The 25,797-nt window shown below is 69.3% G+C and carries 23 protein-coding genes; 10 read left to right on the plus strand and 13 right to left on the minus strand.

Annotated elements, in window-relative coordinates:
• Nucleotides 1-177: 177 nt before the first annotated feature.
• From F0L46_RS20790 to F0L46_RS20815, 6 genes are all read right to left on the minus strand, one after another.
• Nucleotides 178-1,257 carry an alkene reductase gene (locus F0L46_RS20790; protein ID WP_149821168.1) on the minus strand — a complete coding sequence of 360 codons (1,080 nt, stop codon included), beginning with the start codon at nucleotides 1,255-1,257 and terminating at the stop codon, nucleotides 178-180.
• Nucleotides 1,258-1,407: 150 nt separating this feature from the next.
• A complete protein-coding gene (locus F0L46_RS20795; RefSeq protein ID WP_149821170.1) occupies nucleotides 1,408-2,085 on the minus strand; it encodes a hypothetical protein in 678 nt (225 codons plus the stop codon).
• A 250-nt stretch (nucleotides 2,086-2,335) separates the two neighbouring features.
• Nucleotides 2,336-3,073, minus strand: coding sequence for a Crp/Fnr family transcriptional regulator (locus tag F0L46_RS20800; RefSeq protein ID WP_149821172.1), 738 nt, complete (start codon nucleotides 3,071-3,073; stop codon nucleotides 2,336-2,338).
• A gap of 512 nt (nucleotides 3,074-3,585) precedes the next feature.
• The gene (locus F0L46_RS20805) at nucleotides 3,586-3,786 is read right to left on the minus strand and encodes a hypothetical protein (protein WP_149821174.1); all 201 of its coding nucleotides are present in this window, start codon (nucleotides 3,784-3,786) and stop codon (nucleotides 3,586-3,588) included.
• A 104-nt stretch (nucleotides 3,787-3,890) separates the two neighbouring features.
• On the minus strand, nucleotides 3,891-4,952 hold the full coding sequence (locus F0L46_RS20810; RefSeq protein WP_149821176.1) for a glycosyltransferase family 2 protein: 1,062 nt from the start codon (nucleotides 4,950-4,952) through the stop codon (nucleotides 3,891-3,893).
• 341 nt (nucleotides 4,953-5,293) lie between these two features.
• On the minus strand, nucleotides 5,294-7,114 hold the full coding sequence (locus F0L46_RS20815; RefSeq protein WP_240540086.1) for a glycoside hydrolase family 15 protein: 1,821 nt from the start codon (nucleotides 7,112-7,114) through the stop codon (nucleotides 5,294-5,296).
• Between the two features lie 229 nt (nucleotides 7,115-7,343).
• On the opposite strand from F0L46_RS20815, the gene F0L46_RS26300 reads away from it, so the two are divergent.
• Nucleotides 7,344-7,481: a hypothetical protein gene (locus F0L46_RS26300; protein WP_188312067.1), complete on the plus strand. Its 138-nt coding sequence runs from the start codon at nucleotides 7,344-7,346 to the stop codon at nucleotides 7,479-7,481.
• Nucleotides 7,482-7,492: 11 nt separating this feature from the next.
• On the opposite strand, the gene F0L46_RS20820 is transcribed toward F0L46_RS26300, so the two are convergent.
• Both F0L46_RS20820 and F0L46_RS20825 read right to left on the minus strand, forming a co-directional pair.
• Entirely contained in the window at nucleotides 7,493-9,088 is a 1,596-nt protein-coding gene (locus F0L46_RS20820) for a DHA2 family efflux MFS transporter permease subunit (RefSeq protein ID WP_149821180.1), read from the minus strand.
• A gap of 59 nt (nucleotides 9,089-9,147) precedes the next feature.
• On the minus strand, nucleotides 9,148-10,425 hold the full coding sequence (locus tag F0L46_RS20825) for an HlyD family secretion protein (RefSeq protein WP_188312068.1): 1,278 nt from the start codon (nucleotides 10,423-10,425) through the stop codon (nucleotides 9,148-9,150).
• 130 nt (nucleotides 10,426-10,555) lie between these two features.
• Between F0L46_RS20825 and F0L46_RS20830 the strand changes: the two genes are divergently transcribed.
• A complete protein-coding gene (locus tag F0L46_RS20830; protein WP_149821182.1) occupies nucleotides 10,556-11,200 on the plus strand; it encodes a TetR/AcrR family transcriptional regulator in 645 nt (214 codons plus the stop codon).
• A 38-nt stretch (nucleotides 11,201-11,238) separates the two neighbouring features.
• On the opposite strand, the gene F0L46_RS20835 is transcribed toward F0L46_RS20830, so the two are convergent.
• Entirely contained in the window at nucleotides 11,239-11,949 is a 711-nt protein-coding gene (locus tag F0L46_RS20835; RefSeq protein WP_149821184.1) for a FadR/GntR family transcriptional regulator, read from the minus strand.
• Between the two features lie 207 nt (nucleotides 11,950-12,156).
• Between F0L46_RS20835 and F0L46_RS20840 the strand changes: the two genes are divergently transcribed.
• The 7 genes from F0L46_RS20840 (at nucleotide 12,157) to F0L46_RS20870 (ending at nucleotide 20,104) form a co-directional block, all read left to right on the plus strand.
• Nucleotides 12,157-13,773, plus strand: a complete 1,617-nt coding sequence (locus tag F0L46_RS20840; RefSeq protein ID WP_149821186.1) for a gamma-glutamyltransferase family protein — start codon at nucleotides 12,157-12,159, stop codon at nucleotides 13,771-13,773.
• An 88-nt stretch (nucleotides 13,774-13,861) separates the two neighbouring features.
• Complete coding sequence (locus tag F0L46_RS20845; protein ID WP_149821188.1) at nucleotides 13,862-14,584, plus strand: DUF1028 domain-containing protein; 723 nt, start codon at nucleotides 13,862-13,864, stop codon at nucleotides 14,582-14,584.
• Nucleotides 14,581-15,576, plus strand: a complete 996-nt coding sequence (locus F0L46_RS20850; RefSeq protein ID WP_149821190.1) for an ABC transporter ATP-binding protein — start codon at nucleotides 14,581-14,583, stop codon at nucleotides 15,574-15,576. Before F0L46_RS20845 ends, F0L46_RS20850 begins: the two co-directional genes overlap by 4 nt.
• Entirely contained in the window at nucleotides 15,573-16,652 is a 1,080-nt protein-coding gene (locus F0L46_RS20855; protein WP_149821192.1) for an ABC transporter ATP-binding protein, read from the plus strand. Before F0L46_RS20850 ends, F0L46_RS20855 begins: the two co-directional genes overlap by 4 nt.
• 48 nt (nucleotides 16,653-16,700) lie before the next feature.
• Nucleotides 16,701-18,218, plus strand: coding sequence for an ABC transporter substrate-binding protein (locus F0L46_RS20860; RefSeq protein WP_149821194.1), 1,518 nt, complete (start codon nucleotides 16,701-16,703; stop codon nucleotides 18,216-18,218).
• A 51-nt stretch (nucleotides 18,219-18,269) separates the two neighbouring features.
• A complete protein-coding gene (locus tag F0L46_RS20865; RefSeq protein WP_149821196.1) occupies nucleotides 18,270-19,211 on the plus strand; it encodes an ABC transporter permease in 942 nt (313 codons plus the stop codon).
• Nucleotides 19,208-20,104: an ABC transporter permease gene (locus tag F0L46_RS20870; RefSeq protein ID WP_149821198.1), complete on the plus strand. Its 897-nt coding sequence runs from the start codon at nucleotides 19,208-19,210 to the stop codon at nucleotides 20,102-20,104. The genes F0L46_RS20865 and F0L46_RS20870 overlap by 4 nt, the downstream gene beginning before the upstream one ends.
• A gap of 9 nt (nucleotides 20,105-20,113) precedes the next feature.
• Here F0L46_RS20870 and F0L46_RS20875 read toward each other — a convergent pair whose 3' ends face one another.
• The 4 genes from F0L46_RS20875 to F0L46_RS20890 are packed head-to-tail and all read right to left on the minus strand — an operon-like array spanning nucleotide 20,114 to nucleotide 24,364.
• Nucleotides 20,114-20,944 carry a carbohydrate ABC transporter permease gene (locus tag F0L46_RS20875; RefSeq protein WP_149821200.1) on the minus strand — a complete coding sequence of 277 codons (831 nt, stop codon included), beginning with the start codon at nucleotides 20,942-20,944 and terminating at the stop codon, nucleotides 20,114-20,116.
• Nucleotide 20,945: 1 nt separating this feature from the next.
• On the minus strand, nucleotides 20,946-21,902 hold the full coding sequence (locus F0L46_RS20880) for a carbohydrate ABC transporter permease (RefSeq protein WP_149821202.1): 957 nt from the start codon (nucleotides 21,900-21,902) through the stop codon (nucleotides 20,946-20,948).
• Between the two features lie 55 nt (nucleotides 21,903-21,957).
• The gene (locus F0L46_RS20885) at nucleotides 21,958-23,223 is read right to left on the minus strand and encodes an ABC transporter substrate-binding protein (protein WP_149821204.1); all 1,266 of its coding nucleotides are present in this window, start codon (nucleotides 23,221-23,223) and stop codon (nucleotides 21,958-21,960) included.
• A gap of 46 nt (nucleotides 23,224-23,269) precedes the next feature.
• Nucleotides 23,270-24,364 (minus strand): ABC transporter ATP-binding protein, encoded by a 1,095-nt coding sequence (locus F0L46_RS20890; protein WP_149821206.1) that lies wholly within the window; start codon nucleotides 24,362-24,364, stop codon nucleotides 23,270-23,272.
• 269 nt (nucleotides 24,365-24,633) lie between these two features.
• Here F0L46_RS20890 and F0L46_RS20895 point away from each other — a divergent pair, with 269 nt between their 5' ends.
• On the plus strand, nucleotides 24,634-25,746 hold the full coding sequence (locus F0L46_RS20895; protein ID WP_149821208.1) for a Gfo/Idh/MocA family protein: 1,113 nt from the start codon (nucleotides 24,634-24,636) through the stop codon (nucleotides 25,744-25,746).
• Nucleotides 25,747-25,797: the final 51 nt, after the last annotated feature.

Genomic DNA, 25,797 nt, shown 5'->3' on the forward strand with positions numbered 1-25,797 from the left:
GAAACCGTTGAGCGATGCCTGGGGGAGACCGCCGATCGGGAGACGCCAATGCGCCAGTGCCGGTCGGTGGGCAGGTTCGTGGGCCGCCGGCCCGGTGAACACGGGACGAGCTCGGCCGGTGCCCTGGTGCTGCAGGCGAGGGCGGCGCAGGCACGGTCTTTGCGGGCCGTTGCCTGCCTAGGCGGAAGCGGCGCCGAGGGCCGGGTAGTCCGTATAACCCTCGGCGCCGCCGCCATAGAAGGTGGCATGATCGGGCTCGTTCAGGGGGGCGTCGGTGCGGAAGCGCTCGACGAGATCCGGGTTCGCGACATAGGCGCGCCCGAAGGCGACGAGATCGGCTCGCCGCCCGCCGAGCGCCTCGATGGCACGTGCTCGCGTGTAACCGCCATTGGCGATATAGGCGCCCTTGAAGGTCCGACGGAGCGCACCGTAGTCGAGGCCGTCCACGGGGGCCTCGATAACGTGCACATAGGCCAGACCGAACCGGTTGAGCTCGCCGAGCAGGTGCTCAAACAGCGTCTGCGGCTGCGAGTCTACGGTATCCCCCGTCGGGCCCGGTGACAGGCGGATGCCGACCCGGCCAGGCTCCCAGACCTTCAGGACGGCCTCGACGACCTCCAGCACGAGACGGCAGCGGTTCTCGACCGAACCGCCATACCGGTCCGTCCGCCGGTTCGCGTTGTCGCTCAGGAACTGGTCGAGCAGGTAGCCGTTGGCCGCGTGGATCTCGACGCCGTCGAACCCGGCGTCCTTCGCATTGAGCGCGCCCTGTCCGTGATCGCGAACGATGCCGGGGATCTCGTCGAGCGCGAGGGCGCGCGGCTCGGAGACGTCCACGAAGCCGGTTTCGAGGAACGTCTGGGTTTTCGCGCGGATCGCCGACGGCGCGACAGGCGCCGCGCCATCCTCCTGCAACGAGGTGTGGGACACGCGACCCACGTGCCAGAGCTGCGCGAACATGCGCCCGCCCGCTGCATGCACCGCCTCCGTGACCTTGCGCCAGCCCGCGATGTGTTCCGGCGTGTAGATCCCGGGTGTCCAGATGTAGCCCTGGCCCTGCCGCGAGATCTGGGTCGCTTCCGAGATGATCAGGCCGGCGGAGGCACGCTGGGCGTAGTACCGGGCGTTCAGGTCATGCGGCGCGCCTGTGGCATGGTCGGCCCGGTTGCGCGTGAGCGGTGCCATGACGATGCGATTTGGCAGCTGGATGGATCCCAGCCGAAAGGGCTCGAGCAGCGGATTCCCGTGAGTTGACATGACCATTCCCATGCTAGGCGAGCAGGCATCATGACCGGACGCACGGGCCGGGGGATTGCAGGGAATGCTTGTGATTTGCCGCGCGCGTGCTCGTTACCGCGACCTCTGCCGAGGGTTGGGCTGAACGGCGGGCGCGGGGTCGATGTGCCTTCAGTAACGGCTGACGAACTGCCCGGCCGCCTGCATGACCGCGTCCTCGGAGCCTGGGAAGCCGTGGAAGTTCAGCGGCCCGCAGGGGTTTCGCCCCATGCTGCCCGACGCCACCCACATGCCCTGCGCGCGGCCGCGCGACCAGGCGATGAACGGAGCGACGCCCGAGGCGGGAGTGCGCTCGCACTCCTCCTGCCTGTTGTGGATGACGAGGGTGGGTGGGAGCGTGCCGGGACGGCCGACGATGCTGCTCACCGAGCCGCTCACCTCCGTGGGGGTCAGGAACCCGCTGATCAACACCAGGCTGTTCGGCCGCGCTCCGTTGGCCACGGCTCGCGCAGCCGACAGGGTTCCGGCGCTCATGGCGACGAGGCTCACGCGGGGCACGTACTGGCGAAGCAACTCGACGGCCCGCAGGGGCGAGTTGTCGTTGGCGATCATGAGGGTGGCGACGCCCTGGCGCTCGAACAAGTGACGCGAGCGCATCAGGAGATCGTTGGGCGACATCCCGCCCGAGCCTGAGACGAGCACCGCGCCCACGTTCGCCCCTGATGGTACGTTGAGGAAGCCGACCCCGCGCCCGACCTGCACCTGCTCCTCGGCCGCAACGATCGGCGGGCCGAGGAGCAGCCCAGCTAGGGCGATGGAGATCCGGATGGCGGCTCGTGAGCTTGGCATGAGCGACCCCTCTCATTCACGCCGAGCTTAGCTCCGCGACCGAAGCCTGCAAGCCGGGTGCCCACGGAAAATCGGCGATTGCAGGTGCGCCGGAACGCGGCGCGCGACCCGACATGGCCTTGGCCAAGTCAGGGCGATGCCCCCGGGCGGGTCCTTGCGATGCGGAATGGTCCGAAGGCTCACGACCTTACGGTCGGACGGCGCCGAGGTGATGGCGGCGCGTCCGTGGCGAACGTGCCTCCGGCAGGGCTCAGGCGGGCCGTTCGAGGTGGAGGTAGATCGGGTCGAACTCGCCTATCTGCTTGAGGCCCGCCGAGTCGTGCACCGTCAGGGAGCCGTTCTTGAGGGTGATTAGCCCCGCTCCGCGCATCTCCTGGAGCATGCGGTTGACGTGGACGGGGGTGAGGCCGGTGGCGTCCCCGAGCTCGATCTGGGTCATCGGGAGTTCGCAGGTCTGGTCATCGACGAGCCCAACCGCGTCGAGGCGCGTCACCAGCTCGCACAGGACGTGGGCAAGCCGGCTGTAAGCTCCGCGGCGCCCGATATTCAGCATCCACTCGCGGAAGATCGAGGCGTCGATCAGCGTCTCGCGCCAGAGCACGCCTGCGATGCGGGGATGAGTATGGCACAGCACCTGGAGCACCTCGTGATCGACGAAGCCGACGCGGCAGGCCGTGAGGGTGCCCACGCTGTTGTCGAGGGTGCGGAGGTGCAGGCTCTGGAGATCGGGAATGTCGCCGGGGATGTGGAACGCCGTGATCTGGCGCTTGCCGTCCGCGGTCATCTTGTAGACGCAGGCAAAGCCCTCGAGGAGTACGCAGCAGCGCGACGGGCGGTCGCCCAAGCGCACGATGTCCTGATCCGCCCTCAATGCCTGCACCCTCATCGGGATGTCGGCCAGAGCGCTCCTCTCGGCCGTCGACAGGGTGAAGCGCGCGAGGCTCTCGATCTTGCGGAGGAGAGGCTCCGTGTCCGTGCTTGAAGCCATGTCGGCGCTCTCCGTGAGCAGGCGAGAGCGCGACATCTCCCAGCCATCAGCGCCCAGGGCGAATGCCAATGATGCGGGGACCATAGCATGCAGGTGTGGCTACGAACCCAACATGCATCATGTCCGCTTACAACACCGGCACGCGATCGTCGCAACGTGTGATAGGCGCCGAGAAAACCAGATCTCGATGACGGGGAGAGACGAACACGTACCGACCCTTCGCCGGAACCGAGAATGTCGGTCCTGGGTGACGGTTGTCCGAAAACCGGCCTTCGCCTGCCGGCGAACGATCCACCAACGTCATCGACGGCCGGGGTGAGGGCGCACGCCATCTGGCTGCATGTCGGCCGCCCCGTTGCTCAAGCAACGCCCAACCGGACCCATCGGAGAGCGCCGGTCAGTAGGTCATGAGGAGGCTGGGGGAGGGGACCAGGCGCAAGCGGGAGTGACCCCGGCGCAGCCCGCCGCGACGCCGCGACCGGACACGCCGCCCGCGCGTCGCCGCGTCTGCCCTACCCGTCGTTTTCGGTGGTCAACTGGTCGGGTCTCAGGCCTTCGTCGGCGGGCTCGGCCATGAGGCCGCGCTCCTCGGCAAGCCGCTCCCAGGTCTCCGCCATCGCGAGGAGAGCCTCTCGTTCGTCGCTGCGGCTCGCCAGGGCCGCTAGGCGCCGGCACTCCTGCGAATGGCTATGATAGTCGTTCAGCTTCTCCACCAATCGGCTCCGATGTTTGGATCTCCGCTGGTGGAGGAAACGTGGCAGGCGTGTCCGGCGATCCATGCCCGGCCGGTTGGCCGTGGGTGCCGTTCATCCGCCTGTCACGCCGTGACGGGCGGCTCGTCGGCAGAGATGTCCCCCTTCCTTCCGCGACGCCGGAAGAGGGTGCCGTAGACGTGCCTCAGGCCCGTGACATGGCCTGCGAACCAGCCCAACTCCCACATGACGTACCGAGCGGTGCGGGTGCCCCGGGCGGCGCGAAGGGCCTCGCCCACCAGATCCCCGGCCCGGCGCGCGATCATGACATGATAGCGCAGAACGACACCTGTGCTCAGCGGGGCGGCATACTTGATCAGAACCTGCGCCTGCGAGTCGCCCCAGGCGCGGCCCTGGCGAAAGCGCGCGCGCCGGCGGTCGCGCAAACGGTAGTGAACCACCGCTTCCGGCACGAAGGTCAGCGGGAAGCCGGCGTTCTGCGCGCGCCAGGAATAATCGATATCCCAGGAGGTGCCGCACTCGCCGGTCGGCGCCCCGATTCGTTCGTACACCTCGCGCCGAAGCCCCATCGCGCACCCGATGCACCAGGGCTTGAGCAGGGGAACGGTGGAGCTCAGGAAGCCGCCCTCCCGGCTCTGCATCGTCCAACCTTGATGCAGGGTCGGCTCGTTGAGCCGCTCGTAGTCGATCGCCGCGCCCGCGAAAGGGTGGATGGCGAGCGCGTCGCCGAGTGCCTGAAGCCAGCCGTCGCCGACCTCGTCATCGGCCTCGCAGAGCAGGAAGCGCTCGCCCGACGCATGGGCGAAGCCGACGCTGTAGGAGTGGTGCACCCCCTGGCGCGGTCCCGAGCCATCGTGAGCCCGAACGACCGTCAGGGCCGGCAGGCGCCCGCGATAGGTTTCGACGATCGCGACGGAGTCGTCGGTCGAGCCGTTGTCGACGAAGACGAGCTCCCAGGTGCCGGAGAAGCTTTGACGGGCCAGCGCGTCGAGCTGCGCCCGAAGCGTCAGAGCGCCATTGTAGCAAGGAAGAATGACGCTGACGTCCATGGCCCGCCTTTCGCCGCTGGCCCCGCCCGATCGGGTTATCCACGGTAGCCGGACGTGTGAACCGTTTTCAAGTCCCCTGGGAATTGCAATGATGTGGACAACCTGCGGCTTCGTCACCACAAGGAGCTTCGGTGACGCGAAACCTTCGTGATCTTTGCGCGATGCCGGCTCGGGCGTTGGCTTCTCGGCATCATCCGGCGAGCCGAACTGAAGCGAGCTCCTGTGAAGCCGTTTTCGTCAGAGCCGCGGATTGAGCCCGGCCGACGGGGTAAGCGGTTCGAGGTCCGCGTCCGCACCGGGCCTGGGCCGGCGAACCTGGACGCCGCTCGCGTGATCGTCGATCTCGTGCCGCCTTTCGCCCCAATGTAGCGCTGGTATTCGGCGCGGCCGACCGAACTCAGCATCGGCGAGAACCAGTATTCCGCACTCAACGCGGCGTCGATCTTGAACGGCCGTTCTCACGGGAGGGGCTGGTACGACCTTTGCTCGGCCGGCTTCACGCCGCGGCTGAGATTGAGAGCCGAGATGATCAGGGCCACGTGCGAGAACGCTTGGGGCATGTTGCCCAGGAGGCGGCCGGCACGGGCGTCGTACTCCTCCGAGAGCAGGCCCACGTCGTTGCACAGACCGACCAGACGATCGAACAGCGCGCGCGCATCCTCGATGCGGCCGAGCTGACGATAGGCATCGACAAGCCAGAAGCTGCAGGCCAGGAACGCACCCTCGCCCACAGGGAGCCCGTCGGCGCTCTCCTGGGTGTCGTAGCGCAGGAGCAGCCCGTCCCGGCACAGACGTTCCTCCACCGCCTCGACGGTGCCCCGGATGCGAGGGTCGCCGGCGGTCAGGAAACCGACGGCGGGGAGAAGGAGGAGGCTCGCATCGAGGCCGCTCGCTCCATAGGACCTCACGAAGGTTCCGCCGACGGGATCGTAGCCGCGGGCGCAGACCTGCTCGTGGATTGCGTCGCGCTCGCGGCGCCAGTCGTCCACCGGCGCGTCGAGCCCGAAGGCCTCGGCGCTGCGGATCCCGCGGTCGAAGGCCACCCAGGCCATGACCTTGGAATGCACGAAGTGCTGCGGCTCGCCGCGAACCTCCCAGATGCCCTGGTCGGGCTCGCGCCAGATCCCGGAGAGGTGGTTCAGCATCGCGCGCTGGATTGCCCAGGAGCGCTCGTCCTCCGGCAGGCCGCCGCAGCGCGCCTGGTGCAGCGCGTCCATGACCTGCCCGTAGACGTCGAGCTGGCGCTGACTGTGGGCGGCGTTGCCGATGCGCACGGGAGCGGATCCCTCGTAGCCGGGGAGCCAGTCAGCGGTCCATTCGGTCAGGCGCCGCTCGCCGGCCAGGCCATACATGATCCGCATCTGGTCCGGGCTTCCCGCGATCGCCCGCACGAGCCAGTCCCGCCACGCACGGGCCTCCTGGTAATAGCCGGCGTTCATGAGCGCCAGAAGGGACAGGGTCGCGTCGCGCAGCCAGCAGAAGCGATAATCCCAGTTTCTCACGCCGCCAATCGCCTCCGGAAGCGACGTGGTCGCGGCGGCCACGATGCCGCCCGTCGGCGCGTAGGTCAGGGCTTTGAGCACCATCAAGGACCGGCGAACGGCCGTCGACCAAGCCGGCGGCAGCTCCGCCGCGTCACCCATGACCTCGTCCGACTGCGCGACCCATCCTCGCCAGAATCGCTCCGTCTCGTCGAGCGCGGTTGCAACGTCGATCGGGCGGGGAAGGGGACCGTGCGAGGCGCCATAGCTCAGGACGAAGGGCACCACCTCCCCGGCCTCTACCGTGAAATCGGCCACCGTCTTCAGGTCCTCGCCGCGGAGCTCCACGGGCGTGCGCAGCACGGTCATGTCCGGGCCGGCGACCGCTCGCAGCGCGCCGTCCGGCAGCCGGGTGACCCACGGGACGTCGGCGCCGTAGCCGAACCGGATCACGAGCTCCATGCGCATGGCGACCCGCCCGTGCTCGCCGCGAACCAGCCGCACCACGTCGGGGCTCTGTCCGCGCGGCGGCATGAAGTCGACGAGCGTGACCGCGCCCTCGGCGGTCTCGAAGCGGGTCTCCAGGACGAGCGTGTCGTCGCGGTAGGCGCGGGTCGACCGGACGACGGGTTCGCGCGGGGCCAGGAGCCAGCGGCCGTGCTCCTCCCGCCCGAGCAGGGCGGCGAAGGCCGCATCGGAGTCGAAACGCGGCCAGCATAGCCAGTCGATTGAGCCGTTCCGCCCGACCAGGGCGACGGTCTCGCAATCGCCGATCAGGGCATAGTCTTCAATCCTCATCGTAAGCCCTCGGAGGCGGCCTGCGACGGGGGACGGCATGCAAGCGCCGGATGGGCGCTGTCTACGGCCACGGTCTGATCCATCGGCGTGGCCAACCGGCCGAACGTGCCTTCGTTCCCGGGCACAAGGTCACAGGCGGGGCTGGACGGGGCGGCCGCGCGTGCCGGGCGCAATCTTGCGGATGCAGTTGCCAGCGCGGGCTGCTATCAAGAGCGCGGAGGTGAAAGCCATGGCGAAGCTTATCTATTCCGCAGCCCTGATCATGGCCGGTCTCGATCTTTCCATGTTTCGTGGTGCGATCATGGCCGAGGTGAGCGACGAGTGGGCGGCGCTCGTGCGCATGCTCTGGAACCTCATTCAGCGCTGACCGCGAAGCCCTCAGTGACCGCCGCCTCCGCCTGCATTGCGCGGGCGCTTGATGAGCGGCGTGGCGCAAGCCATCGCGACGAACAGGATCGTGAGGATCAGGAAGACGTCCGCGAAGGACATCACCAGGGCCTCGCGGCGCACGATGTTCGACAAGGACTTTATCGCAGCCTGTCCGGCATCCGAGCCGAGGTCGTGGAAGCGGAGCGTCATCGCCGCCAGTCGCTCGTTCGAGACCGAACGTCCCCATCGCACGCTCTCGTGCAGGCGGGCGATGTGCAGGTCCCAACGGTCGTTGAGCAGCGTGTTGATGAGCGCCAGCCCCACGGCGCCGCCGAGGTTGCGGGTGAGGTTGTACAGGCCCGAAGCGTTCTTCAGCCGCTCCGGGGGGAGCGTGCCCAGCGCGATGTTGTTGATCGGCACCATGCACAGCATCAGCGAGACGCCGCGGCAGATCTGCGGGATGAGCAGCTCGTGGAAATCCCAGTCCTTCGTCACCCCCGTGAACCACCAGGTGCCGACGGCGAAGCCCGTGAAGCCGATCGCCATCATGACGCGGGGGTCGAGCTTGGCCGACAGGCGGCCGGCCACCGGCGCCATGAAGAACATGCAGACGCCCGTGACGAACATCGTCTCGCCGATCTGGAGCGCCGAATAGCCCCGCACGCGGCCGAGATAGAGGGGGTACAGATAGGTCAGGCCGTAGAGGCCGATGCCCATGACGAAGCTAAAGGCGCAGCCCGCCGCGAAGTTGCGGTTGGCGAAGGCGCGCAGGTCCACGATCGGGTTCTCGGCCGTGAGCGCCCGCCAGAAGAACGCGACGGCGCCCGTCACGCACACCACGGCCGCGAGGAGGACGGCCTCGTCCGAGAACCAGTCGTTCGACGGGCCTTCTTCGAGGACGAACTCGAGGCAGCCCAGGAACGCGGCCATCGCGCCGAGCCCCCACCAGTCGAACGTGCGGAACAAGGGCAGGTTCGGCTTGTCGAAGTCGACGAGGAACCAGGTCGAGGCCGCCACGATGATGCCGGGCACGATGTTCACGAGGAACAGCCAGTGCCACGAGAACAGGTCGGTGAGATAGCCGCCGACCGTCGGGCCGATGGTGGGCGCCAGCGTGGCGACGAGCCCGATGATCGGTGAGACGACGGGGCGCTTCTCCGGCGGGAAGATCGTGAAGGCGGATGCGAACACGGTGGGGATCATGCCGCCGCCGATGAAGCCCTGGAGGGCGCGCCAGATGATCATCTGCTCGATCGAGGTCGAGGTCGCGCACATGAGGCTCATGAGCGTGAACCCCGCCGCCGAGAGCGAGAACATGACCCGCGTCGAGAGCACGCGCGAGAGCGTGCCCGAGAGCGGGATCATGATCACCTCGGCGATGAGGTAGCTCGTCTGCACCCACGAGATCTCGTCGGCGGAGGCGCCGAGGCCGGCCTGGATCTCGGAGAGCGACGCCGAGACGATCTGGATGTCCAGGATCGCCATGAACATCCCGAACACCATGCAGATGAACGCGATCAGCCGGCGCCGGTCGAAACCGGCCGGCTGGGCAACCGCCGGAGCGGCGGGCCGAAGGGGCGTGTGGAGGGCGGCGGTGGAGGCCATGGTCGCGTTCGTTCGATCCGAAGGGGGCGGCAGGGGCGGAGGCGGGCTCCGCCCCGGGATCAGGGCTTGTGCTTGCGGGCGACCGGCGGACCGTCCGTCGCGTCGGTCTGGGTCGAGGCAGGCGCCTGTGCCACCGCCCGGCGCGGCGCCGCAGCCTCCGCCGAGCCCGCGTCGCGGGAATCCACCCGCACCACCGCCGACAGGCCAGGCCGCAGCAGGCGCTCGTTGGCCACATCGTCGGGAATCGCGATGCGCACGGGGACGCGCTGGACGATCTTCGTAAAGTTGCCCGTGGCGTTCTCGGGCGGCAGCAGGCTGAAGACGGAGCCGGAGGCTGGTGCCACGCTCTCGACGCGGCCCTCGATCTCGCGGCCGGGCAGGGCGTCGATCTCCAGGCGGACCCGCTGGCCCGGATGCAAGGAGCCCATCTGGGTCTCCTTGAAATTCGCGTCAATATGGACGGTCGTGAGCGGGACGACGGCGGCGAGCCTTGCGCCGGGCTGCACGTAGGAACCGACCTCGACGGCGCGGTTGCCGACCACGCCGTCCACGGGAGCGCGAATCTCCGTGAACGAGAGGTCGCGTTCGGCCCGGTCGACGGCCGTCTTGTACTCGGCCGCGACACGCTCCGCCTCGGCACCCTGGGCGGTGAGCACGTCCACGTTGGCGTGCGCGGCTGCGAGCGCCGCTTCGGCGCCGGCAACGGTCGCCGCGCTACGCTGCTGATCGGCCCGCACCTGCTCGAGACGGGCCGCGGTGCTGTAGCCGGACTGGCCGAGCTGGCTTTGGCGCTGGAGCTCGCCCGCGGCCCGCTCGGCGTCCGCCCGCGCGGCGTCGAGCTGGGCCATGGCCTGCTGCACCCCGGCCCGCCCGGCATCGGCTTGGCGGGCAAGACGCTCGATCGCGGCCTGCTGCGTCGCGAGCTTGTCGCGAGCGGCCCGCACCGCGAGGCGGTAGTCGCCGGCGTCAATCCGCGCGATCACGTCGCCTGCCTTGACCGCCTGGTTGTTCTCGACCGGCACCTCGGCGACGTAGCCTGAGACCTTGGCCGACAGCACGGTGATGTCCGCCTGGACGTAGGCGTCGTCCGTCGAGACCATGAAGCGGCCGTTGGTCCAGTAGCCATAGGCCTCGTATCCCCCGAACCCGACGCCGCCCAGGAGCACCGCGAGCAGCACGGCCCGCCTGAGGGGACGCTTGCCCTTCACGGGCGCGGCCGGTCCCGACGGCATCTCGCGCCGCTCCGCCACCGTCGGCATGGTGCTGCGCTCGGCACCGCCCGGCGCCGGGCTGCCCGTCTCGGCGGCACGGGTCTTGATATGTTGCTCGTCAGCCATGATCTTCGCCTGAAGGGTTTACCGAACCGTTCGGTCAAAACTGAGCGTGGGGTTGACGCCCTGGTGTCCGATGGACAGGATATATGTTGATCGAACCGTTCGGTCAATTGCGGGAGGTCGAAAAGGTTCCATGAGCACGGACAGCGCGATCAAGGAGGCCCCGGCGCCTGCGGCGGTCGACAGCGCGAAGCGGAGGCAGATCATTGAGGGCGCGCGGCGCGTGTTCCTCGCCCAGGGGTTCGACGGCGCCAGCATGGGTGAGATCGCCCGGGCGGCCGGCGTCTCCAAGGGAACGCTCTACGTCTATTTCGATTCGAAGGACGCCCTGTTCGAGGCTCTGACGCTGGAGGAGCGGGCGAGCCTCGCGGAGGTGCTCTTCATCCTCGACGACGGCAACCCGGATGTGCGCGACGTGCTCCGGCGCCTGGGCCACAGCTATCTGGCCATGCTCGTGCGGCCCGAGCACGTCTCAGCGGTTCGGATGGTTATCGGGGCGGCGGAGAAGTTTCCGCGCCTCGGCGAGATGTTCTACGAGGCCGGCCCTCGCGAGGGCGTCAGCCGGCTTCGGGTCTACCTCGACCGCCAGGTCGCGGCGGGGCGCCTGCGGATCAAGGACACGTCGATCGCCGCCGAGCAGTTCATCGGCCTGTGCGCTTCGCCGGTGCTGCGGCGCGTGCTGTTCGGGGCAGGTGGGCCGCCCACGGCCGCCGAGATGGAGGCGACCGTCGAGGCGGCGCTCGACACGTTCATGGCCGCCTTCGGCTCGACGAAATAGGCCGCGGAGCTGGCCGCGGATCGCCCGAGATCCCCTTTTCACGCGCCGTGCGCGGGCGCTCCCATCGTTCCCGCGACCGCGACGAGGTGCCTGCGCATCGCGTCCGCCGCGGCGGCAGGATCGCGGCGTTGGAGGGCCCCGCTGATCGCGAGATGCTCGGCCGCGACGCGGTCCCGCTGATCGATCGAGCGGCCCTCGCGCAAGCGAAGCCAGGTCGGGTCGGCCCGCAGGTCGCTGATCGTGTCGAAGACCGCCAGGAAGAGGGTGTTGCGGGCCGCCTGCGCGATCCCGCGATGAAAGGCACCGTCCCATCGCTCGTAATCCGCGTCGTCGCGGGCCGCCGAGCACCGCGCGGCCGCCTCCCGGATCCGCTCCAGTTCGAAAGGCGCGGCGCGCAGCGCGGCGAACCGCGCGAGCACGGGCTCGATCTCGATGCGCACCTCCATCGTTTCGGCCGGGCTCACAAGCGGGGCCACGCCCCGCCTCAGCACCGCCCGTGGCGCCTGAAGAAAGGTGCCCTGGCCCTGACGGCGCCAGACTCGCCCCTCGGCCGCGAGTACGTCGAGGGCTCGGCGAACGGCCCGGCGACCGACCCCCATGGCTTCGGCGATCGCCCGCTCGGGTTGGACCCGGTCCCCGTCGACGAACTCCCCGGCCGCAAGCCGCTCGCGAAGGGCGGCAAGCGTCGTGTCCCCGGGAGAATTGGGTCGGGGAGGCGAACGATCCTCGATCTGGTGGAGCTCGGTCATGGGCACTCGAATGAACCAATCGCTTCAATGGTACACGGCTTGCGCCGCCGCGCCACCGGCTTGACGGTGCGACTGCTCTCTCGAGTGGCAGGGGACGCCCGCACTTTCGGCGAGGAACGGTCTTTACGAAAGGGAACTCGCGCCATAACCTGACGATCTAGGGCCGTCGGAGGCTGCGAACCAATCGCTTATGGTTCGCCGAGCCGAATGGGCCGACAGCAGCGGGAGGGATGCTTGAACTTCACCCACGCGACCCCGTACGCCTCCCGCCGCTCGCCGGTCTTCGCCCGCAACATGGTCGCGACCTCGCAGCCGCTCGCCGCGCAGGCGGGGCTGAGCATGCTCGCGCGGGGCGGCAACGCGGTCGACGCGGCGCTCGCCGCCGCCATGGTCCTCACCATCGTCGAGCCGACCGGCAATGGGCTGGGCAGCGATGCGTTCGCGATCCTCTGGGACGGGCGCGAGCTCCACGGCCTCAACGCCTCCGGCCGCTCCCCGGCCGCCTGGACGCCTGAGCGCTTCCCGGGCGACAAGATGCCTGATCGGGGCTGGGAGAGCGTCACGGTGCCGGGCGCGGTGAGCGCCTGGGTCGACCTGTCGAAGCGCTTCGGGCGCCTCCCGTTCGAGACCCTGTTCGAACCCGCGATCGGCATCGCCGAGCGAGGCTTCTGCGTCTCGCCGATCATCGCCGAGATGTGGCGACGGGGCGGCGACCTGCTGGGCCACCATCCGGGCTTCGCGGAATGTTTCCTGCCGAATGGCCGCGCGCCGCGGGCAGGCGAGCTCTTCGTCAACAAGCCGATCGGGGCGAGCCTGCGGGCCATTGCGGAGAGCCGGGGCGAGGCGTTCTACCGGGGCTCGCTCGCCGAGCGGATCGTGGATTTCGCCCGCAAGCACGACGCGGCCCTCACCATGGCCGATCTCGCCGAGCACACGAACGACTGGTGCGGCACGATCGCGACCGACTTCGACAATATCGCGCTGCACGAGATCCCGCCGAACGGACAGGGCATCGCCGCCTGCATGGCGCTCGGCATCCTGCGCCATCTCCCGATTCACGACCACGCGCCCGAAAGCCCCCAGGCGCTGCACCTGCAGATTGAGGCGATGAAGCTCGCCTTCCGCGATGTCGACGCCTTCGTCTCGGACCTGCGCTACATGACCGACGTGCGGGTGGACCACCTTCTCAGCGACACGTACCTCGCCTCCCGGGCGCGCCTCGTCGACATGAGCCGGGCGCAGGATTTCGGCTCCGGGGCGCCGCGCCTGGGCGGCACGGTCTACCTTACGGCCGCCGACGAGAGCGGCATGATGATCTCCTACATCCAGTCGAACTATGCCGGCTTCGGCTCCGGCGTCGTCGTGCCGGGCACGGGAATCTCGCTCCAGAACCGCGGCCTCGGCTTCACCACGCGGGCCGGGCACCCCAACCAGGTCGGGCCGCGCAAGCGCCCGTTCCACACCATCATCCCGGGCTTCCTCATGCGGGGCGCCGAGCCCCTGATGAGCTTTGGCGTGATGGGCGGCCCGATGCAGGCGCAGGGCCACGTCCAGATGGTGCTGCGCACGCAGATGTGGGACCAGGACCCTCAGACGGCCGTCGACGCGCCGCGCTGGCGGGTCACGAGCGGGCTCAAGGTCGCGATCGAGCCCGCGATGGGGGAGGGGACCCTGTCGGCCCTCGCCGAGATGGGCCACGAGGTCGGCGTCGAGTCGCCGGACGCGAGCTACGGGTTCGGCGGCGCGCAGCTCATCTGCCGCGTCCCAGGCGGCTACGTGGCGGGCTCCGACCCGCGCAAGGACGGTCAAGCGGTCGGTTATTGAGGGGGCCGCACATGGCTGGTTCGGTCGTATCGGGGATGCTGGCGAGAGCCGGGCGGATCGCCGCCCGTCGCGGGCCGGAGGGCGCTCGATGACCTGGTCGATCATCGCCCGCGACCCCGGAACCGGCGAGCTCGGCATCGCTGCCGCGAGCCGCTTCTTCGCTCTGGGCGCCCGTGTGCCGTTCCTGAAGCCCGGCGCCGGAGCGCTCGCGACGCAGGCGCTCGTCAACCCGCTCTATGGGCCCGACGGCCTCGGGCTTCTCGCGGGGGGCATGGGCGCCCGCGAGGTCGTGAACCGGCTCGTCAGCGCCGACGAGGGGCGCGAGAGCCGCCAGCTCCACGTCATGGATGCGACCGGCGCGGCGGCGGGTCATACCGGCGCTGAGTGCGTGCCCTGGTGCGGCTGGGCCGTCGGCGAGAACTGCTCGGTCGCCGGCAACATGCTCGTGGGGCCAAGCGTGGTGACGCAGACGATCCGTACCTTCGAGACCCGCGCGGACCTTCCATTCGCGCGTCGGCTGATCGCGGCCATGGCGGCGGGCGAGGCGGAGGGGGGCGACAAGCGCGGCCGGCAATCGGCGGTGCTCATCGTCTATTCGGGCCAGGACTATTCCGATCTCGACCTCAGGGTCGACGATCACGCCGACCCGCTCGCCGAGCTCGCCCGCCTTGAGGTGGTCTCTCGCGATCGCTGGGCGCACTTCCGCCGCTTCCTGCCCACGCGCGAGAACCCAGCCGGCATCACCGATCGCGCCCGGATCGACCGCGAAATCGCGCAGGCGATCGCGGCGGCCACGGAGGGGGGACCATGACGGACGCGCCCGCGGACGTCGTCCTGGAGGTCGAGGACCTCGCGGTCACCTTCGAGGGGCCGGACGGGCGGCGCACCCGCGCCGTCGACGGGGTCGGCTTCTCGGTCCATCGCGGGCGCACCCTCGGGATCGTCGGGGAATCGGGCTGCGGCAAGAGCGTCACGTCGCTCGCCGTCATGGGCCTGCTGCCGAAGGCCGGGGCGAGGGTCTCGGGACGCGTCGTGTTCGACGGGCAAGACCTGCTCGCGGCCTCCGAGCGGACCATGCGCGACCTGCGCGGCGACCGGCTCGCCATGATCTTCCAGGAGCCCATGACCTCGCTCAACCCATCCTACACGGTGGGCGACCAGATCATGGAGGTGCTGCTGCGCCACCGCTCGATGTCGCGGGCGGCGGCCCGGGAGCGCGCCATCGAGATGCTGCGCCGGGTGCGCATCCCGACTCCCGAGCAGCGCTTCGACGACTACCCGCACCGCCTCTCCGGCGGCATGCGCCAGCGCGTGATGATCGCGATGGCGCTCGCCTGCGACCCCGGCCTCCTCATCGCCGACGAGCCCACCACGGCGCTCGACGTCACGATCCAGGCGCAGATCCTCGAACTGATGCGGGGCCTGCGGGAGGAGACGGGCGCGGCCATCGTCCTCATCACGCACGATCTAGGCGTCGTCGCGGAGGTCTGCGACGAGGTGGTGGTGATGTATGCCGGCCAGGTGGTCGAGCGCGCCTCCGTCGGGGACCTCTTCGCCTTCCCGCAGCACCCCTATACCGTCGGCCTGCTCGGCGCCCTGCCGCGCTTCGACGAGCGGCGCGACCGGCTCTCGGCCATCGAGGGCGCCGTGCCGGACATGAGCGCCCCGCCCTCGGGTTGCCGCTTCGCGGCCCGTTGCCCCTTCCGGATCGATCGCTGCGCCGAGCTGCCGCCGCTGGCCCCAGTCGCGCCCGGACGCCTCTCTCGCTGCTGGCGCGCGCCCCTGGAAGCGCTGGCCGCATGAGCGCTCCCGTCCTCCAGGTCGACAACGTCGTGAAGCACTTCGTGGCGAAGCGCAGCTGGCTCGGCCGGCCGCTCGCCAGCGTCAGGGCCGTCGACGGGGTCTCGTTCGCGCTCATGCCGGGCGAGACGCTGGCGCTGGTGGGCGAGTCCGGCTGCGGGAAATCGACCCTCGGCCGCCTCGCCATGCGGCTGCTGGAGCCCACGGAAGGACGCATCGTCCTCGACGGCGAGGACGTGACGGGCCTGAGCGAGAGCGCGATGCGGCCTCTACGGCGCAAGGCGCAGATCATCTTCCAGGACCCGTTCGCCTCGCTCAACCCGCGCATGACGGTCGGCGAGATCCTGGCCGAGCCGCTGATGCTGCACCGGATCGTCCCGGCGCGCGAGCGTTCGGCCCGGGTGGCGCAGCTGCTCGAGCAGGTGGGCCTGCGCCCGGCCTATGCGGCGCGCTTCCCCCACGAGTTCTCCGGCGGGCAGCGGCAGCGGATCGTGATCGCTCGGGCGCTCGCCGTCGAGCCCAAGGTGATCATCTGCGACGAGCCCGTCTCGGCCCTCGACGTGTCGATCCGCGCGCAGATCCTGAACCTCCTGAAGGATCTCCGGGAGCGGCTGGGGCTTGCCTACATCTTCATCTCCCACGATCTCGGCGTCGTGCGCCACATCGCGGACCGTATCGCGGTGATGTATCTCGGGCGCATCGTCGAGACCGGAACGGCGGAGCAGGTCTTCGACGATCCGCGGCACCCCTACACACGGGCCCTTCTGTCGGCGATCCCGGCGCCCTCGCCGCATGCCCGCCGGGAGCGGCGGCTCATCGAGGGGGACGTGCCGAGCCCGCTGGCGCCGCCGTCCGGCTGCCACCTGCACACCCGCTGTCCCCATGCGCAGGAGATCTGCGCCGGGGAACGCCCGCCCTTGTACGAGGGCCGGGCCGCCTGCCACTTCTGGCGCGACCTGCCCGACGGTTCGCTTTTGCTCCCCCGCGAGGAGCCCGTCGACCCGCGCCTTCAACGCCTGTTCGACGCCTTCACCGGCGAGCGCACACCCGCAGCGGCCCGGCCGGCCGCGGCGGAATAGGGGAACGGCCGACGGCGCAAGCCGTGCAACACGGGAGAGGGTCTGACCATGAGAAGCATCCTTGCCGCCGGGGCGATCGCCATCGCGGCCCTCGGCTTGGCGCCGACGCACGCGTCGGCCCAAAGCACCTTGCGCATCGGGCTCGCGGAGGATCCGGACGTCCTCGATCCGACCCTGGCCCGTACCTATGTGGGCCGTATCGTGTTCGCCTCGATCTGCGACAAGCTCTTCGACATCGACGCGAAGCTCAACATCGTCCCGCAGCTCGCCCTGTCGCACGAGACCTCCGCGGACGGGCGCGAGGTCACGATCAAGCTGCGGCCGAACGTGCGCTTCCACGACGGCGAGCCTATGGACGCCAAGGCCGTGAAGTTCTCGCTCGACCGGCATCTGGGCATGCAGGGCTCGTTCAGGCGTAGCGAGCTCTCGGTCGTCGACGCGATCGAGGTGGTCGACCCTACGACCGTGAGGCTGAAGCTCAAGGCGCCGTTCGCGCCCCTTCTCGCGACGCTCACCGACCGCGCGGGCATGATGGTCTCGCCGAAGGCGGCTGAGGCGGCGGGCGACCGGTTCGGCGCCGCTCCCGTGTGCGCGGGACCCTACCGCTTCGTCGAGCGCGTCCAGCAGGACCGCATCGTCGTCGAGCGCTTCGCCGACTACTGGGACAAGGACAAAGTCTCGATCGACCGCATCGTGTACCGCCCGATCGCGGACTCGACCGTGCGCTTGGCAAACCTGAAGGCCGGCCAGCTCGACCTGATCGAGCGTCCGCTCGCCACCGACGTGCCGGAGATCAAGAAGGACCGGAACCTCACGCTCCAGAGCGTGACGGAGCTCGGCTACCAGGGCATGACGCTCAACGTCGCCAACGGCGACGCGGCGAAGAACCCGCTCGGCCAGAGCGCCAAGGTGCGCCGGGCCCTGGAGCTCGCGATCGACCGCGATGCGATCAACCAGGTGACGTTCAACGGCCTGTTCACGCCCGCCAACCAATGGGTCGCGCCGGACAACGCCTGGTACGACAAGCGCAACCCCGTGCCGGGTCGCGACGTAGCGGCGGCCAAGAAGCTTCTCGCCGAGGCGGGCGTGAAGGCGTCGCTGGCAATCGATTTCATGGTCCCGAACAACCCGGAGACCCGGCAGGTGGCCGAGGTGATCCAGGCCATGGCGGCCGAGGCGGGCTTCGACATGAAGATCCGGGTGGTGGAGTTCGCTACCGGCCTGTCGGAGGCCGAGCAAGGCCGCTATCAGGCCTTCATGCTCGCCTGGTCGGGCCGCCCGGACCCGGACGGAAACATCTACTCCTTCGCCAAGACCAATGGCCCCCTGAACTACGGCAAGTTCTCCTCGCCTGATCTCGACCAGGCCCTGGAGGAGTCGCGCACTGCAACCACGCGGGAGGGGCGCAAGGCGGCGTACGACAAGGTGGCGGACGTGTGGCTCAAGGACGGCTCGGTGATCTACCTCTACCACCGCGCCATGCTGATCGCGCACACCAACAAGCTGAAGGGGTTCACGCTGCTTCCCGACGGCATGGTGCGGGTGGTCGGCCTCAAGATGAACTGATCCGCGCCGCTCCCGGCGCCCCGGCGCCGGGAGCCCAACGAGGGCCCGCCCGTGCTCACCGTCATCAGCAAGCGCCTGACCCAGCTCGTGCCGACCTTGTTCTTCGTGTCGGTCCTGATCTTCGGGCTGCAGCACCTCCTGCCGGGCGATCCCGCGCTCGTGATGGCGGGCGAGGAGCGCGATCCCGTCGTCATCGAGCAGATCCGCCGGCAATACCGCCTCGATCAGCCGATTCCGGTCCAGTACCTGCACTGGGTGCGCGGCGTTCTGTCGGGCGATCTCGGCGAATCCATGCGGCTGAAGGAGCCGGTGCTCGACCTCGTGCGCCAGAAGCTGCCCGTCACGCTCCAGCTCGCCGTCATGTCGATGATCGTGGCCCTGGTGCTCGGCGTGACGCTGGGCATCCTCTCGGCCGTCTATCGCGGCCGCACCCTCGACCATCTGGTGAACGTCGTCGGGCTTGCCGGCATCTCGACGCCGAACTTCTGGCTCGGGATCATGATGATCCTGTTCTTCGCCGTGGAGCTCGGCTGGCTGCCCGCCTCGGGCTATGTCAGCCCCTTCGAGGATTGGCGCCAGAGCCTCGCCACCACGATCATGCCGGCCTTCGTGCTGGGCAACAGCATCGCGGGCGTCATCATGCGCCATACGCGCTCCGCCATGATCCAGGCTCTCGACAGCGATTACGTGCGCACCGCCCGGGCGAAGGGGCTGTCCGAGGGCTCCGTCGTGCTCAAGCACGCCATGCGCAACGCGCTCACCCCCGTGATCACCCTCGGCGCGCTGGAGTTCGGCACGCTCCTCTCGGGCGCGGTGCTCACCGAGCAGATCTTCTCGATCCCGGGCTTCGGCAAGCTCATCGTCGATGCCGTGTTCAACCGCGACTACGCCGTCGTCCAGGGCGTCGTGCTCGTGACCGCGACGACCTACATCGCCCTCAACCTCCTGGCCGACATCGGCTACATCCTCGTCAACCCGAGGCTTCGCGCATGAGCGCCGTGACCGTTCCGGCCCCCGCCCTCGCCCCTGCGAACCAGACGCTCGTCATCGAGAGCCCGCGCCGCCGTGCCTGGCGCCGTCTCCGGCGCCGTCCGGCCGCGATGGTGGCGCTCGCCGTGATCGCCGTCATGATCCTGGCAGCGCTCCTCGCGCCATGGATCGCACCCTACGATCCCATCCAGCAGAGCTGGCGGGCCGTGCGCAAGGCGCCCTCCGCCGCGAACTGGTTCGGCTCCGACGAGGTGGGGCGGGACATCCTCTCGCGGGTGATCTACGGCGCGCGGGCTTCGCTCTCGGCGGGCATCATCTCGGTGGGAATCGCGCTCGGCATCGGCGTGCCGCTGGGGCTCGCGGCCGGGTATCTCGGCGGCTGGACGGACGCGCTCCTCAGCCGGCTGACGGACGCCATGCTGGCGGTGCCCTTCCTCATCCTCGCCATCGCGCTCGCGGCGTTCCTCGGCCCGAGCCTCACCAACGCGATGATCGCCATCGGCATCACGGCGACACCGATCTTCCTGCGCCTCACCCGCGGCCAGGTGCTCGCGGTGCGGGCGGAGGACTACGTCGAGGCCGCGCGGGCTGTCGGCAATCCGCATTGGCGGATCGCGCTGCGCCACATCCTGCCCAACGTGATGCCGCCCCTCATCGTGCAGGTGACCCTCACCATTGCGACGGCCGTCATCGCGGAGGCGAGCCTGTCGTTTCTCGGCCTCGGCCAGCAGCCGCCCGCGCCCTCCTGGGGCTCCATGCTCAACACGGCGCAGCGGTTCTTAAGCCAGGCGCCGTGGATGGCCGTCTTCCCCGGGCTCGCGATCTTCGTGACGGTGCTCGCCTTCAACATCCTCGGCGACGGGCTTCGCGACGCCCTCGACCCGCGCACGAAGTAAAAGGGGAGCTTACCCCTTCACGCCGCCTTGGGTGAGCCCGCCCACGACCCGCTCCTGCAACACCGCGATCAGGATCGAGATCGGCACGATCGCGACGATGAGCGCCGCCGAGATGATCGGCCAGGGAAACGAGAACTCGCCCTGATAGAGCGTGATGCCCACCGGCAGGGTTCGGCTCGCCACGCGCGGGCTCAACGTGAGGGCAAGCAGGAACTCGTCCCAGGCGTTCACGAAGGCCAGGATGCCGGCCGTGAACACGCCGGGCGCCGTGAGGGGGAGGACCACGTTCCAGAGCGCGCCGAGCCGGGTGCATCCGTCGATCATGGCGGCGTTCTCGAGATCGCGCGGGATGTCCTGGAAGAACGAGATCAGCACCAGCGTGCAGACCGGCATGGACAGGACCGCGTAGGGCAGGATCAGCGCAGGCCAGGTGTTGAGGAGGTTGAGGGCCCGCATGGTCTGGAAGAGCGGGATCATCAGCGAGATCAGCGGGAACATCGCCACCGCGAGCAGCACCGACAGGATGAGGTTCGGCATGGGCACCCGCAGGCGCACGAGCGCGTAAGCCGCGCAGGCAGAGACGGTGACGCACAGAACCGTGGAGAGTAGGGCCACCATGAACGAGTTGAACAGGAAGGTGAGGATCGGCTGGTCCACGAAGACGCGGACATAGTTGTCGAGCGTGGGGCTCGCCGGCCAGATCGTGATCGGAAGCCGCATGAGCTCGGCCTCCGTCTTGAACGAGGTGAACAGGACCCACAGGGCCGGGAAGAATCCGTTCGCCGCCACGACGAGGGCGGCGAGCCAGACCATGCTCTTGGGCTTCGGGAGAGCCGTCATGTCAGTGGCCCCTCGCGCTGGGGTCGCGCCGCGTGTAGCGCAGATAGCCTGCGGTCAGGATCGCCGAGACGATGAACATGAGGACGGCGAGCGCCGAGCCGTAGCCGAGATCGAGGAAGTCGATCGTCGTCTTGTGGATGTACATGGCGAGGGTCTCGGTGGAGTTGCCGGGCCCGCCATTCGTCATCGCGAACGGGATGTCGAAGGTCTGGATCGCGGTGATGGTGCGGAAGATCAGGGCCACGACGATGGCCGGCCGCAGCATCGGCAGCGTGATCTCCCAGAACTGGGCGAGCTTGCCCGCTCCGTCGATCTCCGCAGCCTCGTAGAGCGAGCGAGGGATCGTCTGGAGCCCCGCCAGGAGGACGAGGGCCACGAAGCTCGACGTCTTCCAGACGATGGCGATGCAGATGGCGATGAAGGCCAGCGTCGGATCCGTGAGCCAGGCCTGCGCCGGCAGGCCCACCATGAGAAGGGCGTTGTTCACGAGCCCCTGGGTGTACTCGAAGAACCAGCGGAAGATGAGGCCGGCGAAGACGAGCGGCAGCGCCCAGGGCAGGAGGAGGCCCAGGCGCACGGGCCACTTCACCCGAAATGGCTGGTTGGCGAGGAGCGCGAGGCCGAGGCCCACGACGACCGCGCCGGGAACCGTGACGAGGACGTAGAGCCCGGTATGGAACGTCGCCTCCCAGAACCGGTCGTCGCTCATCGCGCGGCCGTAATTCTCCAGGCCGACGAAGGGCGTGCCCATCCAGGGCTGGGCCAGGTTGTTGAGCTGGAAGCTCGTCACCACGAGATCGACGATCGGGTAGACCACGACCCCGAAGAGAAGAAGGAAGGCGGGTGCCAGCAGGGCGAAGCCCAGGCGCCGCTCGTCGCGGTCGATGGGCGACAGACCGGGCTTCGCGCGCGCCTTCGGGGGCGCCACGGGGGCGAGCGTGCTCTCGATGGTGCTCATCGCGGTCTCCGCGGCCGGAGGGGGGAGGGGCGGCATGGGCGCCGCCCCGCCGGCTTCAGCGCAGGATCGTGCCGAGACGGTTGCGCATCTCGGTGAGAGCGGATTCCTCGGTCTTCGTGCCGGCCAGGAACGCGTTCATGTTGGTGCGCACCACCTCCGAGACTTCGTTGTAGCGCGGCGTGACGGGACGGGAGCGGGCCGTCTGCACCACGGGCAGCGCCTCGGCGAACCACGGGTTGGCCTTGAGCACCTCGGGGTCCTTGTAGACGTCCGGGAAGACCGGCAGATGCGAGGCGAGAATGGCCTGGCGCTTCGACACCTCGGGGCTCGACAGGTAGCGCACGAGCTTCACGGCTTCCGCCTTATTCTTGGAGAAGGCCGTCACGGCGAGCTGCCAGCCGCCGATGCAGGTCGCCGCCTTGTCGGCCGTGAAGCCGGGCAGCGGCACCACGCCGACCTTGTCCTTCACGAGGCTGTCGGTATCCTGCTGCGTCCGGTTCCAGACGTAGCCCCAGGTCATGCCGAAGACGAGGTTGCCGGCCTGGAAGTTCTGACGGATTCGGTCCGTCGGGATCTCGGCGATGTTCGGCGGGAGGATGCCGGCCTGCTTCATCGAGCCCCACAGCTCGAAGGGCTTTTTGGCGAGATCCGCCGAGAGCGCGAGCTTGCCGTTCGTGTCCGTCACCGTGCCGCCCGCGCCCCAGAGGGGGACCGTATAGGTGCACACCGTGCCCTCGATGGGCGCGCCGGCGGTCTCGAAGCCGCGCAGGTTCGCGTTGCCCTCGCCCTTCATGACGGCCTGCGCGGCGGTCTTCACCTCGTCCCAGGTCTTGGGCGGCTGGACGTTGTGCTTCGCGAGCAGGTCCTTGCGGTAATAGAGGAACTGCGCATCGGCGAAATAGGGCAGCGAGATCACCGACCCGTTCACGGTGTTGGCCTCCCGGTACGCCGGGAGGTACTGGCTCATCACCTTCTCCTTGTCGGCCCCGAGGTAGGAATCGAGCGGCTCGGCCCATTTCGCGGCGGCCCACTGGGCCGGGCGGATCACGTCGATGAGGACCACGTCGAGGGAGGAGTCGCGCGAGGCCAGCACGGTGTTGAGATATTGCTGCTGCTGCTCCGAGGTGGCGCCGCCGACCTCGACCTCGACCTTCACGTTCGGGTTGGCCTTCATGTACTCGTCGACGATCTGGCGCATGACGTCGGGCCGCTGCTGGCCGCCGGTGAAGATGCGCAAGGTGGTCTGCTGCGCGAGCGCGAGGCTCGACGTGCCCACGAGGACGAGGCTTGCGACCGAGGCCGCGATCAGGCGTGCTTTCATGGCGTGTTCTCTCCCGTTTTCTCTTGTGTCGTGGCGGCGCGCCGCCTCAGGCGGCGATCGCCGCCCCCGTCTCGCCGTCGAACAGGTGCATGCGCGACATCGCGAGGGTGACGCGCACGGTCTGTCCGGGCTGCACCGCCTGCTCGGGCGGAAAGCGCCCCGTCATGCTCCGGCCGCCGATGGTCAGCCAGGTCAGGGTCTCCGAACCCAGGGGCTCGATCACCTCGACGCGCGCGTCGACCGCCACGTCGCCGGCGTCGCGCGCCTCGCCCGGGCGCACGTGCTCGGGCCTGAGGCCGAGCGCGACGGGGCGTCCCGACGCGGCCTGGACCGTGGGGCGGCGTGCCTCGGGGATCGGAAGCGACGTACCGTCCTGGAGCGCGATGTGGTGTCCGTCCGCGCTGATCGCCGCCGGCACGACGGTCATCGGGGGCGAGCCCATGAAGCTTGCGACGAAGCGCGATGCGGGCCGATTGTAGATGTCGTAGGGTGTGGCGAACTGCTCCAGCCGTCCCCCGCGCAGCACGGCGATCCGGTCGGCGAGCGTCATGGCCTCGACCTGGTCGTGCGTGACGTAGACGATCGTGGTGCCGAAGCGCTGGTGCAGCTTCTTGATCTCGACCCGGACCTCCCCGCGCAGCTGGGCGTCGAGGTTGGACAGCGGCTCGTCGAACAGGAACACCTTCGGGCGGCGCACGATGGCCCGCCCCATGGCGACGCGCTGGCGCTGGCCGCCCGACAGCTGCCCCGGCCGCCGATCGAGGAGGTGGCCGATCTGGAGGATCTCGGCGGCCTCGTTCACCCGCGTGTCGATCTCGGCCTTGGGCGAGCCGCGCATGCGAAGGCCGAAGGCCATGTTGTCGTAGACGCTCTTGTGGGGGTAGAGCGCGTAGTCCTGGAACACCATGGCGATGTCCCGGGCGCGAGGTGGCAGGTCGTTCACGACCGTGTCGCCGATGGCGATCTCGCCGCCGGTCACGCCCTCGAGCCCCGCGATCATGCGGAGCAGGGTGGACTTGCCGCAGCCTGAGGGCCCGACCAGGACGACGAGCTCGCCGTCGCGGACCTCGAGGTCGATCCCATGGATCACCTGGGCGCGCCCGAAGCTCTTCTCGACATGACGGATCGCGATGCCGGCCATCCGTTTCCTCCTCACGCGCGCCCTTGAGCGGGTGCTGCTTGTCTGCCCTCAGAGTGACCGCGCCCGCGGTCATCTGTCAAAAGCGTGGGCTCGAAACCGGCGCGATTCCTGTGTTCAGGCCGCCGCGTGCGTCCGCCCTGAGCCCATGCACGGACGATACATGCGAGAACGCACTCGAATCCGCGCGCCGGATCGGTTAATTCGACGCCCATCAGCCTCGTCGAGGCACGCGGCCGCCGGGGCCGCCGGATCGAGCGACTGGACGGACCATGGGCGAGACGCTGCGTTACGGGATCATCGGTGCCGGGATGATGGGGCGCGAGCACGTGCGCAACATCGCGCTCATCCCAGGCTCCGTGGTGACGGCCCTGTCGGACCCCGACGAGGGCTCGCGCGCCGAGAGCGCCCGCGCGGTCGGCGGCGACGTGGCGGTCTTCGCCGACCACCGCGATCTTCTGGAGCGCGGGGAGATCGACGTCGTCCTCATCGCGAGCCCCAACGACACACACAAGCGCATCCTCGACGACGTGTTCCAGGCGCCCAAGGCGCTCGGCATCCTCGTCGAGAAGCCGATCTGCACGTCGATCGAGGACGTCGGGGCCCTGGCGAAGGCGGCTCGCGACCACCGCGCCCCGATCTGGGTGGCGATGGAATACCGCTACATGCCGCCCGTCCAGGAGCTGCTGCGGGAGGTTCGCGCCGGCACGGTCGGGGCGCTGCGCATGCTCTCGATCCGGGAGCACCGCTTCCCGTTCCTGCCGAAGGTCGGCGACTGGAACCGCTTCTCGCGCCGCACGGGCGGGACGCTCGTCGAGAAGTGCTGCCACTTCTTCGACCTCATGCGCCTTGTGGCCCGCGACGAGCCGGTCCGCGTCTACGCCTCGGGCGCCATGGACGTGAACCACCGGGACGAGCGCTACGGCGGCGAGACCCCCGACATCCTCGACAACGCTTTCGTGACGGTGGACTTCCGCTCGGGCGCGCGGGCCATGCTCGACCTGTGCATGTTCTCCGAGGGCGCCTACTGGCAGGAGGAGATCGCGGCCACGGGCGACCGGGGCCGGGTCGAGTGCTTCGTCCCGGGGCCGGCGCGGTTCTGGCCCGGCGGCAGCGAGCGCCATTCGGAGATCGAGATCTCGCCGCGGGAGCCGAAGGGGCCGACCCGGCGCAGGGTCGAGGTCGACGAGACGCTGCTGCGCGCGGGCGACCACCACGGCTCGACGTTCTACCAGCACAGCAAGTTCCGCGAGGCGGTGCTCGACGGGGCTCCCGTGGAGGTGACCCTGGAGGACGGGCTCAAGGCCGTTGCGATCGGGCTCGCGGCCGAGCTCTCCGCCCGCGAGCACCGCGTCGTCGAGATCGACGGCCTCGGCTTCCGCTGACCCGGGCCGGGCGGCGCGCATCAGGCGCGGTCCCCCGCGAACGCCGCCGGG

It is taken from the genome of Salinarimonas soli (assembly GCF_008386575.1).
In the GTDB taxonomy this organism is placed as follows: Bacteria; Pseudomonadota; Alphaproteobacteria; order Rhizobiales; family Beijerinckiaceae; genus Salinarimonas_A; species Salinarimonas_A soli.

What these genes read in the sequence shown, in the direction of transcription:
- F0L46_RS20800 (WP_149821172.1), bottom strand. Translation starts at nt 3,073, where the DNA reads ATGGCTTCAAGCACGGACACGGAGCCTCTCCTCCGCAAGATCGAGAGC.
- F0L46_RS20875 (WP_149821200.1), bottom strand. Translation starts at nt 20,944, where the DNA reads ATGACGGCTCTCCCGAAGCCCAAGAGCATGGTCTGGCTCGCCGCCCTC.
- F0L46_RS20835 (WP_149821184.1), bottom strand. Translation starts at nt 11,949, where the DNA reads ATGACCGAGCTCCACCAGATCGAGGATCGTTCGCCTCCCCGACCCAAT.
- F0L46_RS20850 (WP_149821190.1), top strand. Translation starts at nt 14,581, where the DNA reads ATGACGGACGCGCCCGCGGACGTCGTCCTGGAGGTCGAGGACCTCGCG.
- F0L46_RS20825 (WP_188312068.1), bottom strand. Translation starts at nt 10,425, where the DNA reads ATGGCTGACGAGCAACATATCAAGACCCGTGCCGCCGAGACGGGCAGC.
- F0L46_RS20830 (WP_149821182.1), top strand. Translation starts at nt 10,556, where the DNA reads ATGAGCACGGACAGCGCGATCAAGGAGGCCCCGGCGCCTGCGGCGGTC.
- F0L46_RS20890 (WP_149821206.1), bottom strand. Translation starts at nt 24,364, where the DNA reads ATGGCCGGCATCGCGATCCGTCATGTCGAGAAGAGCTTCGGGCGCGCC.
- F0L46_RS20820 (WP_149821180.1), bottom strand. Translation starts at nt 9,088, where the DNA reads ATGGCCTCCACCGCCGCCCTCCACACGCCCCTTCGGCCCGCCGCTCCG.
- F0L46_RS20840 (WP_149821186.1), top strand. Translation starts at nt 12,157, where the DNA reads ATGGGCCGACAGCAGCGGGAGGGATGCTTGAACTTCACCCACGCGACC.
- F0L46_RS20790 (WP_149821168.1), bottom strand. Translation starts at nt 1,257, where the DNA reads ATGTCAACTCACGGGAATCCGCTGCTCGAGCCCTTTCGGCTGGGATCC.
- F0L46_RS20870 (WP_149821198.1), top strand. Translation starts at nt 19,208, where the DNA reads ATGAGCGCCGTGACCGTTCCGGCCCCCGCCCTCGCCCCTGCGAACCAG.
- F0L46_RS20860 (WP_149821194.1), top strand. Translation starts at nt 16,701, where the DNA reads ATGAGAAGCATCCTTGCCGCCGGGGCGATCGCCATCGCGGCCCTCGGC.
- F0L46_RS20815 (WP_240540086.1), bottom strand. Translation starts at nt 7,114, where the DNA reads ATGAGGATTGAAGACTATGCCCTGATCGGCGATTGCGAGACCGTCGCC.
- F0L46_RS26300 (WP_188312067.1), top strand. Translation starts at nt 7,344, where the DNA reads ATGGCGAAGCTTATCTATTCCGCAGCCCTGATCATGGCCGGTCTCGAT.
- F0L46_RS20795 (WP_149821170.1), bottom strand. Translation starts at nt 2,085, where the DNA reads ATGCCAAGCTCACGAGCCGCCATCCGGATCTCCATCGCCCTAGCTGGG.
- F0L46_RS20895 (WP_149821208.1), top strand. Translation starts at nt 24,634, where the DNA reads ATGGGCGAGACGCTGCGTTACGGGATCATCGGTGCCGGGATGATGGGG.
- F0L46_RS20845 (WP_149821188.1), top strand. Translation starts at nt 13,862, where the DNA reads ATGACCTGGTCGATCATCGCCCGCGACCCCGGAACCGGCGAGCTCGGC.
- F0L46_RS20885 (WP_149821204.1), bottom strand. Translation starts at nt 23,223, where the DNA reads ATGAAAGCACGCCTGATCGCGGCCTCGGTCGCAAGCCTCGTCCTCGTG.
- F0L46_RS20855 (WP_149821192.1), top strand. Translation starts at nt 15,573, where the DNA reads ATGAGCGCTCCCGTCCTCCAGGTCGACAACGTCGTGAAGCACTTCGTG.
- F0L46_RS20880 (WP_149821202.1), bottom strand. Translation starts at nt 21,902, where the DNA reads ATGAGCACCATCGAGAGCACGCTCGCCCCCGTGGCGCCCCCGAAGGCG.